This window comes from Bacteroides stercoris ATCC 43183, assembly GCF_025147325.1.
GTDB lineage: Bacteria > Bacteroidota > Bacteroidia > Bacteroidales > Bacteroidaceae > Bacteroides > Bacteroides stercoris.
In genome coordinates, this window is sequence record NZ_CP102262.1 from 288,266 (window position 1) to 307,255 (window position 18,990).

General features: G+C 43.9%; 18 protein-coding genes, 1 rRNA gene and 1 pseudogene. 17 read left to right on the forward strand and 3 right to left on the reverse strand.

The genetic code is table 11. The features are described 5' to 3' along the window. The first annotated feature begins 20 nt into the window (after positions 1 to 20). The 15 genes from NQ565_RS01050 to NQ565_RS01120 all read left to right on the forward strand — a co-directional run bounded on the left by NQ565_RS01050 (position 21) and on the right by NQ565_RS01120 (position 12,772). Complete coding sequence (locus tag NQ565_RS01050; protein WP_005652922.1) at positions 21 to 1,598, forward strand: energy transducer TonB; 1,578 nt, start codon at positions 21 to 23, stop codon at positions 1,596 to 1,598. 8 nt (positions 1,599 to 1,606) lie between these two features. Beyond that, positions 1,607 to 2,257, forward strand: coding sequence for a hypothetical protein (locus NQ565_RS01055; RefSeq protein ID WP_005652921.1), 651 nt, complete (start codon positions 1,607 to 1,609; stop codon positions 2,255 to 2,257). Then, the gene (locus NQ565_RS01060; protein ID WP_005652920.1) at positions 2,254 to 3,507 is read left to right on the forward strand and encodes a TPM domain-containing protein; all 1,254 of its coding nucleotides are present in this window, start codon (positions 2,254 to 2,256) and stop codon (positions 3,505 to 3,507) included. The genes NQ565_RS01055 and NQ565_RS01060 overlap by 4 nt, the downstream gene beginning before the upstream one ends. Before the next feature lie 35 nt (positions 3,508 to 3,542). Beyond that, positions 3,543 to 4,676, forward strand: coding sequence for an energy transducer TonB (locus NQ565_RS01065; RefSeq protein WP_231292976.1), 1,134 nt, complete (start codon positions 3,543 to 3,545; stop codon positions 4,674 to 4,676). 12 nt (positions 4,677 to 4,688) lie between these two features. Continuing rightward, positions 4,689 to 5,558, forward strand: a complete 870-nt coding sequence (locus NQ565_RS01070) for a helix-turn-helix domain-containing protein (protein ID WP_005652918.1) — start codon at positions 4,689 to 4,691, stop codon at positions 5,556 to 5,558. Positions 5,559 to 5,582: 24 nt separating this feature from the next. Continuing rightward, entirely contained in the window at positions 5,583 to 6,644 is a 1,062-nt protein-coding gene (locus NQ565_RS01075) for a hypothetical protein (protein ID WP_005652915.1), read from the forward strand. An 84-nt stretch (positions 6,645 to 6,728) separates the two neighbouring features. After that, a complete protein-coding gene (locus tag NQ565_RS01080) occupies positions 6,729 to 7,427 on the forward strand; it encodes a hypothetical protein (RefSeq protein ID WP_005652913.1) in 699 nt (232 codons plus the stop codon). Between the two features lie 201 nt (positions 7,428 to 7,628). Beyond that, positions 7,629 to 7,997, forward strand: coding sequence for a hypothetical protein (locus NQ565_RS01085; protein ID WP_005652911.1), 369 nt, complete (start codon positions 7,629 to 7,631; stop codon positions 7,995 to 7,997). Further along, positions 7,994 to 8,638 (forward strand): hypothetical protein, encoded by a 645-nt coding sequence (locus NQ565_RS01090; protein ID WP_005652910.1) that lies wholly within the window; start codon positions 7,994 to 7,996, stop codon positions 8,636 to 8,638. Before NQ565_RS01085 ends, NQ565_RS01090 begins: the two co-directional genes overlap by 4 nt. A 71-nt stretch (positions 8,639 to 8,709) precedes the next feature. After that, positions 8,710 to 9,447, forward strand: coding sequence for a hypothetical protein (locus NQ565_RS01095; protein ID WP_074713746.1), 738 nt, complete (start codon positions 8,710 to 8,712; stop codon positions 9,445 to 9,447). Positions 9,448 to 9,469: 22 nt separating this feature from the next. Beyond that, positions 9,470 to 10,543 carry an FmdB family zinc ribbon protein gene (locus NQ565_RS01100; RefSeq protein WP_005652905.1) on the forward strand — a complete coding sequence of 358 codons (1,074 nt, stop codon included), beginning with the start codon at positions 9,470 to 9,472 and terminating at the stop codon, positions 10,541 to 10,543. 50 nt (positions 10,544 to 10,593) lie between these two features. Continuing rightward, positions 10,594 to 11,427, forward strand: coding sequence for a DUF7738 domain-containing protein (locus tag NQ565_RS01105; RefSeq protein WP_373583174.1), 834 nt, complete (start codon positions 10,594 to 10,596; stop codon positions 11,425 to 11,427). Between the two features lie 12 nt (positions 11,428 to 11,439). After that, positions 11,440 to 11,616 carry a hypothetical protein gene (locus NQ565_RS01110; RefSeq protein ID WP_005652896.1) on the forward strand — a complete coding sequence of 59 codons (177 nt, stop codon included), beginning with the start codon at positions 11,440 to 11,442 and terminating at the stop codon, positions 11,614 to 11,616. A 22-nt stretch (positions 11,617 to 11,638) separates the two neighbouring features. Then, positions 11,639 to 12,172, forward strand: a complete 534-nt coding sequence (locus NQ565_RS01115; protein WP_005652894.1) for a DUF7738 domain-containing protein — start codon at positions 11,639 to 11,641, stop codon at positions 12,170 to 12,172. Between the two features lie 57 nt (positions 12,173 to 12,229). Beyond that, positions 12,230 to 12,772, forward strand: a complete 543-nt coding sequence (locus tag NQ565_RS01120) for a hypothetical protein (RefSeq protein ID WP_005652892.1) — start codon at positions 12,230 to 12,232, stop codon at positions 12,770 to 12,772. A 419-nt stretch (positions 12,773 to 13,191) separates the two neighbouring features. Here NQ565_RS01120 and NQ565_RS01125 read toward each other — a convergent pair whose 3' ends face one another. Then, on the reverse strand, positions 13,192 to 14,421 hold the full coding sequence (locus NQ565_RS01125) for a site-specific integrase (protein ID WP_005652886.1): 1,230 nt from the start codon (positions 14,419 to 14,421) through the stop codon (positions 13,192 to 13,194). 344 nt (positions 14,422 to 14,765) lie between these two features. Here NQ565_RS01125 and NQ565_RS01130 point away from each other — a divergent pair, with 344 nt between their 5' ends. Both NQ565_RS01130 and NQ565_RS01135 read left to right on the forward strand, forming a co-directional pair. Beyond that, positions 14,766 to 16,421: an IS1182 family transposase gene (locus tag NQ565_RS01130; protein ID WP_040315572.1), complete on the forward strand. Its 1,656-nt coding sequence runs from the start codon at positions 14,766 to 14,768 to the stop codon at positions 16,419 to 16,421. A 212-nt stretch (positions 16,422 to 16,633) separates the two neighbouring features. Beyond that, positions 16,634 to 16,978: pseudogene (locus NQ565_RS01135) on the forward strand (transposase); the annotation flags it as partial. 23 nt (positions 16,979 to 17,001) lie between these two features. Here NQ565_RS01135 and NQ565_RS01140 read toward each other — a convergent pair. Beyond that, positions 17,002 to 17,778: an N-acetyltransferase gene (locus NQ565_RS01140; RefSeq protein WP_005652877.1), complete on the reverse strand. Its 777-nt coding sequence runs from the start codon at positions 17,776 to 17,778 to the stop codon at positions 17,002 to 17,004. Between the two features lie 1,033 nt (positions 17,779 to 18,811). Further along, a 5S ribosomal RNA gene (gene rrf / locus NQ565_RS01145) occupies positions 18,812 to 18,922 on the reverse strand. Positions 18,923 to 18,990 lie beyond the last annotated feature (68 nt).

Sequence of the window (18,990 nt, forward strand, 5' to 3'; positions counted from 1 at the left end):
ACACAATACAACCATTCATCATGAAAAGATTATTATCAACCGTCCTGCTTGCATATCTCGTACTGGGAGCATGGGCACAAAACAAGACGAAAATGACAGAAGAAGAGAAAAAAGAGGCCATGGAGCAACTTGAAGTGCTCTATCAGTTCGAGACTGGAGCGGCATTCGGCGAACTTGATTCATTGACAGAGAACCAAGAGTTCAAACAGGAGAGGCTCCCTTGGGAGGAATGGGCGGGCAAATTCAAATACGCGAAAGAGGGTCTACCAGTATTATTAAGGTGCTTTAATAAGGCATTCATAGAGCCTAACAAGGATTCTCCTATCTTCTGTAACCTAATGCTAAGAGGCAAATTTGAAGATTTATCTTCAAATTTCGACATTCGGAAAAAATCCGAACTGTGGATGTTTCACCATCAGGATGAGAACGGGAACTTCACGGGATTCCACAAAAACCTTTTCTTCGACCTGGAGACTGATTTACAGATTCATCTGACGGATAAGCAGGGTAAACCGATCTATATACACCCGGATGAAAATCTCTATCTGCTTGAGGGCGGATACAAAGCCCAGAACAAAGACACGTTAAATATATGGTACGGGTTGCAGATACCGTTAACTGCCCCTTATCAGGAAATTGCAGGAGGACACATCTCCTTGTCTTTCTATATGCCTGAGAAATACGACCGCATCACAGTACCCATTAAGGAATTTGGAAACAAACCTGTACAGGTGACTTGGGGCAGCATGACTTTTTCCATAGAAAAGGTTGACAGCAACGGCTTCATCATTTCCACAGACGCAGAGAATATCGACAAACTGAGACGCATGGATTGCCTTTATCACAGAGACGGTAACTGGTACGAGCCGTCCTCTAAAACAGCCACAACAAGAGATTTGGACAAGATTCTGAGAAATAGTATAGGGAAAATCTCGTTTGAAGAGTGGTTGAAAAGAAAAAACATTGACCCGAACAAGCTGGAAGAGACTATGAAACACTATATGGAAGATGAAGTTTCAGAGGGAAATGACGGTACAAACATTGCCGGAGTTATGGGAAAGCACTACACGGTTGCCTTGCAGGGGGATAGTCTGTTGCTCTACATGCCGGATGAAAAGAAACGGAAAATTGCAGAGATAACTGTATTTGCCCCATCGGAAGGCAAAGCATCGCGATTATTAATCAACCACGAGCGATGCAGTGAACTTATAGAATGGTTGTGCTCAGAGAAATCACCTGACAATACAAAACAGACCGAACCGGAAGAGATGGAGGAAGTGGATTATTTCAGTCCTGATTTACAACCAGCCAAGCCCATCAACCCGCAGACAGGAATGCCGGACGATTGGAACATGGTCTTGGAACGATTGCTCAGGAAGCCCGAAGAGGCCGTCGAGCAAGAAATTACAGGAAGAATGACAGCGGAAATAACCATCGGAACTGACGGCGTTGCCAGCAACGTAAAAATATACGGAGATCCCCACCCGCTATTGAAAAAAGCGGTCTGCGACTGCCTATACGGCATAAAGTATGTCCCGGCAAAATGGAAGGGAAAAGCGATTCCCTTTGTCGCTACTCTCCCCGTCATTTTTAATTGACCGAGCCTATGGAAGGATATATCCTGATTGTACTACAGATTCTGATAACCGGACTGATTATCTGGAGAAGGAAGCAGGACTCCAAAGAGCCGTTAGGCTGTCTGGCAGCGGGTTTTATTTTCATGATTGTATTTGCTCTGACCACCGTACTGTTCAGTCTGGGGCATCTTATCATCAATGAAGGACTGTTTGCCAATATCTTTGCAAAGAGCAGAGGGTCGCTCGCCGCCGCTTCTCCTGTGGAATGGCTGATGGCTGGATTTATCTGTCTGATAATGACACTGGTATCTGCTACCGTCTGCTCTTTGGCTGGCTATGCTGTCATAGGCCGTCACCCCAAATTCTGCAAACTGATATGGAAAACACTGGCAGTAATCCTGCTGTTTCCCATCATGGCATTGGGAATATTGGTTGCGGCATTTGGGTTTGCCTATATTATCTGCATGAGGTTTGCCTCACCCATGTTTGACGATATCGGCTGGGGCTGGATGCTTCTGCTCTTATTTTTCAGTGTGATGTGCCTGCTTGGATTTTCCGGATTCGTCGTTTACCTGTTGGAAATGAACAGCGAGAAATTGAAAGAATACGATGAAAAGGACAGCAGACGTTCTTTCAGACCGGTCGATATGAATAACCATGAGAAAGGAGGCACTATATGATACGAAAACTTATGATCTGCATAGCCGTTCTGGTGGGTTTCTGCCCGATGGCATGGGGAACGGTCGATGATGTACCTAATCCCAAGACATACGATGCGGACAATTGGGTATCCGACCCTGACCATATATTGGACAGTGAAACAAAGAATAAAATCAACGATATATTGCAACAACTGGAGGACTCCCTGACCATAGAAGTGGCAGTTGTCGCCTTGAACAGCATCGGAGAAGAGGAACCGCATGAATTTGCCGTTACGCTGTTCAACCTGTGGGGTGTCGGCAAGGCGAAAGATGACAACGGACTGCTGATTCTGCTGACCCGGGATATACGGGATATCACCTTCAAGACCGGGTATGGTCTGGAAGGAGTATTGCCGGATGCCATTTGCAAAAGAATACAAATGGAAACCATGGTGCCGCACCTTCGGGAAAATGACTGGAATACAGGAATGCTTGAAGGTGTCAAGGCTGTAGCGGCAGTTCTGTACGGAAGTGACTATCAGGCAGCTCCGCCGGAAGCATGGATAAAAAAGTTCCGGCGTACCACCCCTTCCCTGGTCTTTATCGTGTTTGCCCTGATGCTGATACTTATAAACTGGCTTGTCTGGAAATCGGCGGTACACAGGATGACACCCAAAGACGAAGGGACGGAAGCCGCATTGGCCTTGCTGGCGACCCGAAACCCCTTTACTGCACGCACCCTGCTCGGACTGTGCTGGCTGGTACCGGTGTGGCCCGCCATGCTAGGTATTGCCTGCTGGTATTTCGGCATACAGAAACAAAAGACCCTCAGGCGCAGCCGGACATGCCCGAAATGCAATCGGGAAACCCTCCGGGAGATTCCTTTGCACGAGTTGATAAAGGATACGAAACGGCTGACTGAAAGCGAACGCAAAGAAACAGAACTGAAGACGGCCTATATCCGCATCTACCGGTGCTCCGCTTGCAGCGAAGAGGTGAAAATCCGGATACCGCTTGAAAAGGACGGCTATGAATGCTGCCCCTCCTGCGGGCACATGACGCTGCACAAGGAAGAAAAATATCGGACTATTATTAAAGCCACCACTTCATCAGAAGGACTGATGGAGGCTCGCCATCGATGTATGTATTGCGATGCCGAATACATGGTAGGCTATACAATACCGAAAATCAACCCCTCTTCCAGACGTTCAGGAGGCTCAGGCGGTGGCGGAGGCGGCAGTTTCGGAGGAGGATCATCCGGAGGCGGAGGTTCATCCAGCCGTTTCTAATACAGTATATCAATATTAACAAAAACATGCAAATCATGAAAACTATTTTTATCATGGGAATCTTGAGTTTCTTTTGCGGCATCAGTGCCGCACAGCCTCAATACTGGGGTGAGGGTGCATACGATTTGGAAAATGTGGTGTTCGGAATGAAGGTGGACAAGTATTATTCCAAGGCGAAGACATACGACGAGGATTATGACGAATCATTCCGCTATTTCATGAAGAAAAAAGTGAAATGTAAAACCCAGGAAGGCAAAAAGGCGGTCATTCAGGAATACAGCTCGGTAGAAACAAATTACGGAGAGGTTCTTGCCCGCTTCGGGAAATTTGAATTCCCGTATACCGGCATGGTGGCGGACAAATCAGGAAAACTGATCGGCATTCTGGCACTGGGAAGGCTGGACGGAGCGGCGGCAGTGGATTCGCTGCTATATGCCATTGCAGGAAAGTACGGTCCCCAATGCTTTGTCACAGAAGAGTATTTCGGACATCGGAATTATGGATGGCATGTGAATGACCGGACTATCCAACTATATGTACGCAAGCCGAATCCGGAGCACAAGGATGCCGTGATTTACCTTGAAGAGAACGAAAAGGGAGAACGGAAAATTGTCGGCGGAGGCAGCCAGCCACACACCTGGTATGAAGTGTGCCTGATGGTGACAAAGACGAAATATGATCCGTTCATCGACTGCATCAGCGTCGGTAACTGGTGCAATTTCAATGATCTCTCGTCAGATGTCCGGAGCATGGAAATCAATCCGGCAGCAGGCGTATACGACACTGGCGAGCTCTTTACGGAGGAAGATCTTGTCCCGGACACCACCAAAGGATATATGAACATCCCGGACGGAGAACTTCCCAAGTTCAAGGAAGGACCGTTCGCGAAATTCCCGGATTTCAGGCTTGCCGTGCGCCATTGGATGGCCTATAATGCCGGCCTCGGGAACCAGGGAAATCCCGAAGGGAATGTAAGCGTATCCTTCACAGTGGGAAAGGACAGCAAAGCGAAGGATGCCAAGGTGGAAAACCGGGAGACCACATCGTCCGAACTGGAAGTTGCAGCACTATATACCATCCAACGGCTTCCCGAATTTATACCTGCCACCCAAAACGGAAAACCCGTGGCATTCCGCATGACGGTGGCCCTCAGGTTTGAAAACCGATAAATTTTCTCTGCTATGGACAAAGACTTTTCAATAAGCGGTTATCTCCTTTCACGCCTGCAACCGGACGATCCCCAGGAAGCACGTTTGCGTATGCTTTGTGTGACCATATCCAAGGATATGCCGGAGGAGAGAAGAGAGCGGCAACTGCGTCCCTTTGCATCGGACATGGAATTCATGAATATGATTGCCGGATGGATGAACGGGCTTCCCGAAGCAATTAGCCATGAACAGCCGGACTTTGAGAGATGGCTGGAGCTGTTCATGACTGCCGGTGAAGCAGAATCCACCCGCTATGTCATGCGTTTGCAAATATGGTACACGCATTATTGCTGCGTAGAAGAGTTACTGACCTTATGCCGATTGCTACAAAGGCATCGTGAAGAACATCTGGAAGCCATCTATCACAGAATGCTCTACTACTTCCGCGAAGCGAGAATACAATGCGGAATGCCTTCCACTTCCGAGCCGGCAGAAGGTATTGAGGTATCATTCAAACTGCTCGATGCCTCCTACGAACATATCAACCGTAAAATCATTTTGCAAGCGGAAGAACTGCTCGGTATCCATACCGACCATTCTTTCATTCAGAAAGTGATGGAATGCCATACTGAAGCAAAGACAGCAGAAGAACTGGCGGAACTATGCGGAGCAAACAGTACCGTTACCTTCCGTCGGACATTCCTGAGATTGTTTAACTGTCCGGTAGCCCAGTGGCTTCGGCAAAAACGTGCCGAGCAGGTGCTGAAACTGTTGAGGACTACACACCTTCCATTACCGGAGATTGCCGAACAATGCGGATTTGCGAACCAGTCTTACCTGTCTGATTTCTGCAAGCGGAATCTCGGTGATACACCAGTAAATATCCGAAGAAACAGGAGCTGACCATTTATTATAAAATGAACGAATATGAAAATTAAAACACTTATCATTATGGGACTATTAAGTACAGCAGGTTCAAATTTATCTGCACAAGACGAAAAATTGACAAAAGAAGAGATTCAAGAGTTGAAAGAATATTTCGATTGGGAACAATCTACATTTAAAAATCCGATCATAAATCCCCAATATAATAATTCCGAAAATCTTAAAGCGGTGAATAAAAAAAAGCCATGGGAAGAACAAGTTACCGTTCCTTTGGATGTATATGACAAAATTTTAAGCACTGTTTCACTGTCAACTTCCTCCAATGAAGATGACAGCCATGAAATCAAAGTAAACCTGCATTATGACTTCCCTTCGGCATGGACAAACCAAAACGACTTTACAGGCTACCAAAGCGGTTCATATAAATATGAGGAATGGCCTAAAAACAATGGTTTTGACCCTGCTATTGGTATCCAGGCAGAGCGAAACGATGGTGTAAAAATCAGATTCATCTCACGAATGACCGACAACGAAAATAAATCCGTGTTATTGGTAAACAGCCTCCACTATGACCGTAAGCCGGTAAGAGATGACCAGGGACGCCAAAAAGGTACTGATGAAACCTATACATTGCGCACAGAACAACCATTATCGCAAGTGAAAGGGGATTTATCGGTCTGTATCCTTCAAACGGAATGGGAAAAGGTCAAAATCACCGATGCGGACATAAACAAGGAATTTACTCTTGACGGAATACCTTTTGAACTGCTGTCTTTCAAAAACGGAGTCATAGTCATTGCGTTTGATTACAAGTATTATGACAAAGTTCGTGATGAGTGGAAATACATCGGAACGAAAGACGGTGCGTGGTGGAAAAACAATAGGGCCAAGAGAGCCATCACTTCTTATACAATATACAACAACATCATCAATAATCCCGATTATTCTTTCCAAGACTGGATGAAGCATATAGATAATGAGGATTCAGAACATAGAGCTGTATGCACATTTGTTTCCAATGCCCCGATTGATGAAGTGTATTTTTATATTGACCCGAAATATTGTGAAACGATTTTATTGGAAAAAGTTTTAAAAGTAAAGTAACTACAAAAAATGTAAATTACCGGGAAGTATTTCCCATTAAGAATTGCGACCCGGTAATTTGCAGCAGCGGAAAATACAAGGAATATGAAAATTAAAATACTTATCATCATTGGATTGACAGCATTTTTATGCTTATCCGGCGCAACAGCCCATGCACAATCAGACAAACAGATTATCAATATGGATAACCCGGACTATGACATCGATGTGGAACGTTTATGTTCTCCATATATTGATTTCGATAATCCCAAAGAGACCAGCAAAGAAGTAAGCTATCGCTATGTGAAATACACACAAAACATGAACGTTTCGTTTTCTGAGAGATATCCGATTTTAATATATTATATAAGTATGGACAGTCTCGTTACCAAGAAAGCAACTTTTTGTGATACCGACTTCGGGAAACTGAATTTAATAACCAATGCACAAGGCAAATTAATATCGATGGTCTGCGAAACGAAGATGAACAAAACAAGCTTCAAGGAACTGGTAAAGGCTGTTAGGCAGAAATGTGGCAAACCTGCCCTGAAGAAAGCAGAAACAGGTAAAGACGAACTTAAAAAGATTCTGATAAACTCGATAGTATCAAAGGGCAAGAACATACCCGTGTATCTTTGGAAGCTGGATGACGAATATATCGGACTGTTCATGGAAGGCGAGGACATCGTAAAGCTCTTCCGGGCAAAAAAAGAATTTGAAGATTTACTCATCAAAGTAAATGGTCCTTACATTGAGGCAACAATAGAGTTGCAAAAATGGAAGAAGAAAATATTTAAGAGATAAGAAACAGGCTATAATAAGCTAATTTTAAATCACATGAAAATGGCAAAAATGTGGGATACGGGAACACCGCGAGAAAGCATGTTCAAACATATTCTACAACACATTCCGGTGAAAAAAAATCCATCTATAAGCATACTAAAGAATCGTTTTCTATATTTGCTGTATTACAAATAGATAACAAACCATTAAAAACACATGTCTATGGAACAACAAACAATGACCGGTTCTGGACTCTATATCCTTATAGCTGTCCAGCTGCTGTTCTCCATGCTGATACAGTTGCGGATACGTCAGTACCGCAAAAAGCCGACAGGCTGCCTGCTGGCTGCATCCACGCTGTGCATCAGCCTTTCAGGGATGACACTTTTCACTTGGCTGTTTTCCGAAGCAGAGTTCAGCGACGTGGCGATGCTGGTACTGAGTGCTGCCCTGTTCACCTTCGGATATATGGGACTTCTGGCCTTCCTGTTCAAGTTCAACGGCAGTAAGCTGGACGCATACATTTTAGAAGACATAGAGCGTTCTTACAGACGCATCGAAGAAACCAACGAGAAAGGAGGCAAACAATGACTACACTACCTTTTCTTATATTAGGAAGCCTTTCCCTTCTTCTCCTCAACTGGCTGACGTGGAAAGGACTGAAAAATTACCTGCAGCCCAAAGGCAAGACGGCAGCCACTGCTTTGGAACAGCAACTCACGGAGCAGGCATTTGCCTGGCGCACCCTCATCGGCCTGCTGTGGCTGGTTCCTGTATGGCCTGCCATTGCAGCTGTGATGCTATGGTACAGACTGAGATTACGCAAGCAGATACTCAGCCAGAGCCGTACTTGTCCGAAATGCGGAAAAGAGACCCTCCGCGAGATGTCGGCACAGGAGATAAAGAAAGATGCCCGGCTTTTCACCCCACAGGAACGAATGGAACTCAATCTGCAGACCGTCTGCATCCATGTGTACACCTGCACCGCCTGCGGAGAAAAGGTGAAAGTGCGCATCCCTCTTGCGACAGGTCTCTATGAATATTGTCCGGATTGCCATGGTATCACCTTACACCGGAAAGAAGCATACACTGTGGTGGAATCTCCTACTGAATTCTCCGAAGGACTGAAGGAAGCGCGTCATGAATGTAAATACTGCGGTGCTAAATACATCGTAGGGCATAAGATTCACCGTACACATACATCTTCCAGCCACAACTCTTTTGATTTTTGAACAATTTGTACATAAATGTAGATGTAGAATGAAAACGGAAAGAGAATATAAAAACTAAAATTCAAAATATTATGAAATTTAAAACATTTATCATTATGGGATTTATCAGTACATCATGTTTGGGTGGCTGCGCCCAACGCCCCGGCCCTTTGGGTGAAAAGACAATCGAACTCGACGATTTCGATTTCTCTACCCCCATTACGGACATTTTTCCCGACCGCTATATAAGCACCGAGTGGGGAGAGAATTGGTATCGGATACCCACCCCCAGCACCGAGGACGGAGAGGACGGATATCTATATCAAAAAGAAACCTGCATAGACTTTTATGATAATCCCTTTTGGATTACTTATAGCCAGATGGGTTCCTGCGATGCCGACGAACTTCTTAGCATGGGCGGACATACGTTCAGCACAGCCAATTTTGCCGTTACGCTCGACGGACGACGCATCGCCGCGGCCGGCGGCTGTAATCGCAACATCACAAAGGAAGACTGCGACCGTTTCATCACCCTTCTCACCAAGCGTTACGGAGAGCCTGAGCAGGGAGACGGAGAGTGGTTCCCCTGCCGCCTTTATAAATGGAAGCTGAAAGACCGGACGCTGACATTTGCCATACACGAAACTGACGAGCACAATGAATTGAAGCTCGAAAGAGTCTATCATGAAGAAGACAACACTGTCGAAATACGTGAAGACAAGCGCAGAAACCGTACCGAAGGCTATTTCTTTGTATTCGACGGCGAATGGTACGACCGCTTTGTCCGCACACAGAGCGTGGCAAAAGGCGATATTTGCTATACTTACTGACATTAACTTCACAGCAAAAATCATGAAACAGAATACAGATATTCCCTCCGCCCGTTCAAGTCTGTGGAAACGGTGTTGGCGTTTCGTAAAAAACGCCCATCTGCCAGAGTTTTTTCTCTATGCAATCGTACTGCCCTGCTTTGCCCTGCAAGTGTCGGTAGTGGCAGGCATCTTTCTCCTTCTCGGTGATATGTCGGTTACGGGCATAGGTTGTACCTACGACCCGGCAGGGTTCGTGCTGCTCGCCTTGTTCGCCCTCATCGCCATAGCGGTCTTTTCGGCATTACTGCTCCTGCTGCTGAAGGTAAACAGCAGCAAGACGAGCCGTTATCGGGAAGATAACCCCCGACGCTCTTACCGCCGGATAGCGGGCGTACTTCTGTTTCTGTTGATGGCAGGTGTATCCCATTCTTCTACAACGGCACCGGAACATCGGGAAGGAATTATCCTTCCACAGAAATCGTGGCTGGAAGAGACTGCGATACCCGTTTACCTTTCCATCTTCGATTCACGGACAGGACGGATTACACTTTTATTGATAAACCTTGCTACCTTTGGAGTAATGCGTCGCAAACTATGTCTCAAATCCGATACTCCGGAAGCCGCCCTCGAACTACTTGCTACCCGTCGTCCGTTTACGGTACGCACATTAGTGGCCATGCTGTGGCTCTTCCCCGTATGGCCCGCCATATTGGCGGCAATACACTATCATCGTTTACAGAAAATCAGACTGCTTCGCCGCCACTATCCCTGCCCCAACTGTATGGGAAGGAAAGTACACTCCCTGCCCCTGCCTGTTGGAGAAGAGAATCTGCCCCTGTTCACCGATGGCGAGCGGCTCGAACTCAAACTGAAGACTGCCTATATCCTCGTTGTTGAGTGTCCGGACTGTGGCAAAAGGTTCAAGCTGCGCGTACCTCTCACCAAAGAAGGCTACGAGCTTTGTCCCGAATGTCACCACCTCACTCTGCACCGCACAGAAAACTATCACATGGTAAAGCCGGTCAATAGCTCGGGCGAAAGTCTGCGTGAGGCACGCCACCAATGCCGCTTCTGTGGAGCGGAATACATGGTAGGTTACCAAATGCCGAGATGACAAACAATAGGCTTTGCGGGAATATATACAAAATTCTAAATCCAACTAATATGAACAAGCATCCATTCCTCCCCGCTCCGGCAGCCGTTGCCCTATGTTTCGGGCTGCTTTGGCTGTCTGCATTCAGCTCCTGTACAGGGTGCAGCTACAACCACCAAAAGGCGATGGGAAGCATAGATAACATTTTGGGCAAAGTAGATACACTGATGAAAAAAACAGACAGGTTTTTGGAAGAACATCTGCCGGAAGAACCGCCTATAGACTACGAAAAAGAGGGGGTGAACAGGAAGCACCTGTTTGTATTTACAGATACGACAATGACCTACAACGGCAAGCCGTTCATGCCGGGAATGACAATAGGAGAACTGTGTGAGATATTCGGACATTACGAACGTCTTGCGGAACCTGGAATATTTATATGGGATTCCATCGGACTTACCATGACATCACACGATGAAAGCGGAAAAGACAGTGCTCCTGTAGACGGAATACTGATTGACTGGAATATAGAATTAGATGATTTTCTATCCGAAGAAAACCTAAAATGGCTAAAGAACCGTTGCCCTCGTCAGTATTTTACGGGTAAAATGATTGTCGGTGGAGCAGTTTTGGGCAGAGGTATGCACATTGATGATTTTCTGAAAAAAACAAATCTGAAATTCAATAACAATCCGTTCCCTCTGCTTTACTATTGTCATCTGCATGACTGGGACTACACCAAAGCACCTATACACCGCAGAGAAGAATATTATACCTATAGAATCAGGAAGTCTGAAGACGGTAATGATATTGAAAACTTTGATATTGCCATTAACTCACGAGGTTTTGGTGACCCACCGTACGAAGGTCCTGAATATGAAAAGTACATAAACCACCTTGATTAAAACATAGTTATCATGAAAACACGAATCAACCTCTCAGTCTATCTTATAGTATTGTTCTTCACGCTAACAGCCTGTGGTGAAAGAACGGACGGTCTGTATGGCACCCGCTACAGCCGCTCGGAACTGGAAGAAATGGGTGTAAACACCGAGCATCTGTTTATTTTCGACGGCGATAAAATTATCGTATAACGGCAAAGAGTTTTGGCTGGGAATGAGTATTGAAGAGGTGACGGAAATATTCGGTGAACCTTATACACGTATGAATGAAAACAAGCATTTTTGGGGTGAATCTACAGATTACTACTGGGATGACTGGGAAGTAATAATAAACACCCAATTGAGGGATAGTATTCAAACAGTGATGATGGTGGATATTCGATGGAATTTGACAATCGGTAAAGCACTGGAACTTGCAAATAGTGATAACTTGCGAGATTTTGTAAAAAGCATGAAAGAAGACAATCCCAAGACTTACTTTAAGGGCGATATTCTGGTTGGTGGCGTGCCATTGGGAAGGATGACAAATGTAAAGAAGGAGTTTATGAAAGAGAATGATCTCCTCTTTTTTCACCGGCATAGAGGAGACCGGATAGCAGAACATAGGGTTTTGGATTCTTATGATTATACCAAACTTAAAAATTTCAAGAAAGAGGATCGGTATATTTTTTATTATCTTGTTTTGATGTCTATGGATTATACAAAAACTGAGAGTTTTATGTGTATACTTGATTTATACTACCTGTGATTATTGAAGCATCAATGATGCAAATTTTATTTGATATATTACTAAAAAGTATTTAATATGAAGTCTATTATATTTATTTTTTTTACTGTTTTTGTGGTGGAATGCAGCTCCCATGAAAATATCGTTTCTGTAAGACAAGTACAAAACGATAGTCCTGTGATATTGAGAATAAGAAAAGACAGAACGGCTATTCATAGCTTATTATATCCTATAGCATTTGAATTTAAGAAAAATGGTAAAAAAGAGATTTATTATGGCGAAAACTCTTATTTTGCCAAAAATGAAAATATATGTCCTGGAACAGCGGGATGCTATCTACGGGTGGGTGATAAAGATAGATATCTGACTTATTCTTATAGAAAGTTTGACGGAAAAATAAAATATGTTATTGACAAAAATGATACAATAAAAGAATTTGTGTCTGTATATTACAAAAAAATGATTCGTGAAAAGAAAGATACCATTCATGTTTCTTTAAAAGAATTCAATAACCATTTTAAATATATTATTGATAATTTCTTCGAGGGAGATTCTATCTATTTGCATTTTCATGATCATAAAAGATGGACTGATGTTCCTTTGAGAGTTTCTTTCAATTGATGACCCATGCAACATATGGGCGTAGGCTGGCACATAAAAGAATAGAAGACAAACGTGGAGCCTACGAGAACAGGATAAAAAATAGCGAATTAGGGTGTGTACAGGCAGATGTCCTGCTGCCACTGTGTGATGAATATATGAAGGAAAGAACAGTCAGAGAAATAACATCTTAAAAAGTAACGTAATATGAACAAACATCCATTCATACCCGCTGTACGAGACCTTGCGGAAAAACTACCGGAACTACAGGCAATACGCCGGATAACCGTCCGTAAAGAAAAAGAAGAAGGGATGCTTATCCGGACTCGCCGGGTACAATCGCCCGCGATAGCGTATAACCTATAAAAAGATAGCCGCCCCAAAATATGGACGGCTATCTTTGCGTTTTTTTCCATCTGTCGGATAAGCATCCCTTCTTCTTAGTTGGCCAGGCGGAACATTCCGCCGATCTTCTCACGCATCCTGTCCGTGTCCTCACCGATTTTTGGATTGATCAGCTCGGCGTAGACCTGCGTGGAGATGATGGTCTTGTGCCCGAGGACTTTCTGCAGGGTTTCAAGCGGCATGCCCTTGCTCAGGGCCAGGGTCGCAAAGGTATGACGTCCGACATGCGGGCTGACGCGGACACTGCAGCCGGCCTTCTCGCCGATACGTTTCAGACTGTCCTCCATACTCCCTATTTCCCCCACAGGGAACACCCTGTCCGGAGAAACCTTGAATTCGTTCACCCCCCTGTATTTCTCGATCAGCTCGACGACTATCGGGATCAGCTTGACAACATAGGGTGCCTTGGTCTTCACACGGTTTCCAACCAGCCAGGTGTTCCCGTCCGAATCCGTGTGGACATTCCGGTAAGAAAGTTCCTTCAGGTCGGCATGGGCCAGACCGCTGAAGCACATGAAAACAAACATGTCCCGGATGGCCTGCTGCCGCCTGTAGCTCAGCTTGACGCTGATAACGCGTTGCAGGTCCTCCTCCGAGAGGAAAGGACGTTTCTTGTATTCCGGCTTGCACACGAACTTCTTGAACGGGTGCTTGTGGATCCATCCCTCGTCCATTGCCAGATACATCAGCCATTTCAGTGTGTTGACGCGCTCGAAGGCCGTTGACTTGGCCAGCCCGCGCACGGAAAGCATCCAGCTGTAATAGTTCTTGATGAAATCCATGTCCAGCGACATCAGGGGGATATCCTCCGTACCCAACTTGTCCTTCAGGTAACAGGACAGACACTTGTACTCGTCCACCAACCCTCGGTAGGTGCTTTGGGCTTTCGTCTTGCCGATCTGCCGTTTGTAATCCCGGATCTGGATATTGAAGATCTCCATCAACGAATGGATCTCCTCGCCAAAGCCGTTATAGCGGTCATAGACCTTCTTGGCTGTCAGGTACGAATCGTGGTCCGAGAGATATTGATAGTGCTTGCCGATCTGTGCCTTGATGTTCTCCAGCTCCCGGTTCAGCCGTCTTGCCTCCTCGGATTTGCCTTTGGCACAGTTGCCTTTGGCATCCCAAAGGGCAATGGGAACATCACGCTTGCAGCTGAAACTCGCCGTCGTTCCGTTGACGGTAATACGCCCCATGACAGGGACACGGCCATTTTTTATGGCCTGGTTCTTGGTGTAGAACAGAACTCGAAAGGTACTCCTCATAACTCGATTATTTTTGTTACAAAATTACTATTTATCGAGTTGTTTTAAGCTATGAAGAATAATGCAAACAATTGAAAAATAACCGCTTATATTGTCTATTTTATAGACTTGGACAAGGTAACGATTAGGTAACGTAACTCATGCTCAAATGTGCTTTTTGTAGCGTCGTTTTTCAAATGGAAGTGAAATACAATCCCATTAATTCGCTGAATTTAAGCGGTGTGTCGCCATTATGCAACTATTTCTAAAAATCTCCGACTTTTACGCACAAAGCCCCGACTTTCACAAGCTGGGGCTTTGTTATTACCTAAAGATTCTGTATCTTTAGGCATAAGAATTTCACTATGACAAAGATACATTTTCGTCCTTACATTCCCAACCAAACCGTTCTTTTTCCTCAAAGAATTGATGAGGATATTGCAGAAAACGATCCGGTGCGCATGGTTGACGCCCTGGTTGAGGGCTTGAATCTTGAAAGTTTCAGAAAGCTGTATAAGGAATGCGGCCGCAGCCCTTACCACCCCAAGATGATGCTCAAGGTCATTCTGTATGCCTATATGAACAACATCTACTCCTGCCGGAAAATTGAAAAGCTTCTTCACCGTGACATCCATTATATCTGGCTGGCCGGATATGAGAAACCGGATTTCATTACCATCAACCGTTTCCGCAACCGGGTGAAGAAGGAAATCAACGAGGTGTTTACGCAAACCGTACTTATTCTCTCTTCCAAAGGCTTCATCAGCCTGAATGTGGAATACATTGACGGGACAAAGATCGAATCCAAAGCCAACAAGTACACTTTCGTCTGGCGAAAAACGGTTGAGCGGAACCGTGAACGCCTGATGAAGAAGATACATGTCCTGTTAGGACAGATAGACGATGTCATTGCCCAGGAGAAGTCATCAGAGAACAATGAGGAGGTTGAGTTCACTCCGGCCATGCTGACTGAAATGGCAGGAGAATTGCGTCATGCACTGGAACAGGTTTCCGAGCCATCCGCGAAAGAGGAAAAGACTGAACTGAAAAAGAAACGCAAACAGCTGAAGGAACTGGAAGAACACAGGGACAAACTGCAGGAATACGACTGCCATCTGGAAACACTGCAAGAGAGGAATTCCTATTCCAAGACGGACAAGGACGCTACTTTTATGAGAATGAAGGAGGATGCCATGCGCAACGGACAGACGAAGCCCGGTTACAACCTTCAAATCGGCACCGAAAATCAGTTCATCACCGATTTTGCACTCTTCCCGAACCCTACGGATACACTGACCCTGATTCCTTTCCTGCAATCTTTTTCAAACAGGTATGAACGGATGGCCCATACGGTGGTTGCTGATTCCGGCTATGGCTCCGAAGAGAATTACCGCTTCATGTCCGAAAACGGCATGGAAGCCTACGTAAAGTACAACTATTTCCACATGGAGCAGCGGCCGAGATTCAAACCGGCCCCGTTCAAGGCCGAAAACTTCTACTACAATGAAGAACATGACTTCTGCATCTGCCCTATGGGGCAAAGGATGCGGAGGATAGGCACCAGGAATGTGAAAACCGCATCCGGATATGTCAGCGAAAATGCACGGTACAGAGCTGTCAGGTGTGAAGGCTGTCCCCTGCGATGCCGCTATTTTAAAGCAAAAGGAAACAGGACGATAGAACTGAATCATAGGCTTAGACAATACAAGCGGAGAGCCAAAGAACTGCTCTGCTCTGAGAAAGGACTGAAACACAGAGGGCAGAGATGCATAGAACCGGAAGCCGTGTTCGGACAAATTAAAAACAATATGAACTACAAACGTTTCCGACATTTTGAAAAGGACAAGGTCTTCATGGACTTTGCCTTCCTAGCCATTGCCTTCAATATAAAAAAGATGTGTGCAAAACTGACAAAAGAAGGTATGAACAGGCTGATTGGATGGTTTTATGAGCTTACTGTCGCTTTATTTAGATGCTGGAGACACATAAATCAAAGAAATCTTCGAATTATCGCAGCTTGAAGAAAATAAACCGATTTATATAGTGATAAACAAGAAAGAAGGTGCATCGTGCATTACGACACACCTTCGTTTATTTTTTTCCGACACTGCATTTTACCGCAAAAAGAAGCAATAATCGGTTCAGTTTGAAAACTTGGGGTCAGCGGATTTTCCCGGTTGGCAAGCTTTCTTTTAAGCGTATAGCCTAGCCAGTCTAAACATGAAGAATTTCACGGAACTCCTGCAAATATGTCGTTTACAAGGACAAGAAAGAGTTTACAGCCGATATGAAGAACATCTATAACGCGCCGAACAAGGAGGCTGCTGCCGTAGAACTGAATAATTTGGAAAAGAAATGGGAAGGGAAGTACCCTTATGCCATCCTTTCATGGAGGAATAACTGAGATGACCTGACTGTTTTCTTCCAGTTTCCATTGGAAATCAGGAAAATAATCTACACCACAAACCTCATAGAAAATCTGAATGGAAAAATCAGAAAGTACACTAAATCAAAGCGTTCATTCCCGTCGAATGATGCTGTGAAGAAAATGGTATACCTCGCTCTGATGGAGATTGAAATACCACCAATAAACTCTTTCATTTACAAATTTATCAGCTTAACAAATTTAGTTTCTGTACATACACTTAAATCCGTTGTTACAAATTTCCCATTACAAAAAAGAGAAAAGATAGTAGCTGGTGTAGGAGAGTTTTGTGCTTGCTCTCTTGTTTCTAATTTAATCACTTTTAAGGGAATATTTTTTTCTTGAGCAAGAACACGCAACATACCATCTACATAATAATCCGTATATGGGCAACGATTGGAATAATAAGCCACCATTCCCTGTTTGTCGGGACATTCTCCACTTTTAACGCAATCATTAAAATACGGAACTGCACTATTCTCATGAAAATTCATTACTAACAATGAAAATCCATTTGGAAGTTTTTCTACTTCCTCAAAGCCATGTTGCAGTAACCATTTCGTATCACTCATAAAATGATTCTTTTTTGTACCTACAACAGTAACCAATCCATCCTTCTGTTGCTTTTTTGCATCTTCAATCACAAACTGAAGCAAGTTATATCCATGCCCTTGCCCTTTATACTGGCCTGAAACCCAAAAACAATTCACCATTAAATAATTGGGAGCAGTAACCGGAAGCCATGCATACTCAGCAGGAACGTATTCTATAAAGACTTTGGCTCGTGCGTCAAGCCGTCTGAAAACATAACCATTTGCAAATTCCTTCGTTAGCCATTCTTTTTTCAACTCATAACCTGCTGTGCATTTTTTATCAGAGAATGCACAGCAGATATGCTCTTTGGCCATGTTTTCTTCTGTTAGAATGATGTATTTAGATAAGCTATTTTCCATGACTTAGTTTATTTTATCGGTATATGCATATTTTTGTGATATTCTATTCTTTATTCTCTTTTGAATAATTGATGTATTCCTCAAAATGTACTCCAGGCTGTTGTATAAAATTCTGTCCCTCCATATTTGCCCCATATACGCATATACACTAAATATAGTCCTTCGAAACTTTGGAGTTCAGCATGCAATTCACACTCCTTTCTATTATGTTCGCACTCTTTTAATCACATCCTTAATCTACTGATATATGTTTTGGGAGAAATACCAAATTATTTCTTAAATGCTTTGGAGAACAATTACGGGTTATCGTAACCGACTAACCCAATCAAATTCTGTAAACTCATGTCTTCAGTTTGCATATATAGTACAGACCGTTCTACATGTTGCCTTGCCACATAAGGGTATAATGGTTCATTCAGAACAGAGCTCATCATACAAAGCAGTTGCCGTTGAGACACATTTACTATATCGGCTATTACATTCAATTGCAATGGCTGATGCAAATTAAACTTTATGTAATCAATTATTTGATTAACTTTCAGCTTGTATATATTTTCAATGCTACTTTTCATCTATAACTATATAATTTGTAAATATATAGAGTTTATACAAATATATGATTGTCCAATCTTGCTAATTTCATATATTTTAGTGCAAGATGCAAATATACATCTATTGACACTAATCTTAAAATTCTTATTTTCAACGGATTTCATAATCAAAAGTTACCATAAAGAGAGATGAAAGGGGCAAATAAACGGATGCATAGCATTCTTTCAGAGATAAGAACAGAAAGACATAAGAGGAGATGCTTGCCAGATATATGATGTAATATGGGTATGAGTGATACGATATAATATCCTAAAAGCAAAGAAAGAGAAATACTTCACAAGTATAAGAATAATCCCCACTAAAAATCTGCTGACCCCAAGAAAGCAAGCAAAACAAGGCAAGTATAAGGCAAGGCAGACAAAATAGCCCGAAAACAAGAAAGCCCCTGCATCTTCCGATACAGGGGCTTCTCTCTCTAAAAAAATGGCGACTACCTACTCTCCCACTGTTACGCAGTACCATCGGCGTGACTGAGCTTAACTTCTCTGTTCGGAATGGGAAGAGGTGGAACCTCAGTGCTATAGTCACCTGAATAAGGCAGACATGATGTAAAAAGTAAAGAGCAACCGGTAATGAAACCGGTAAACTGAACGTATATAC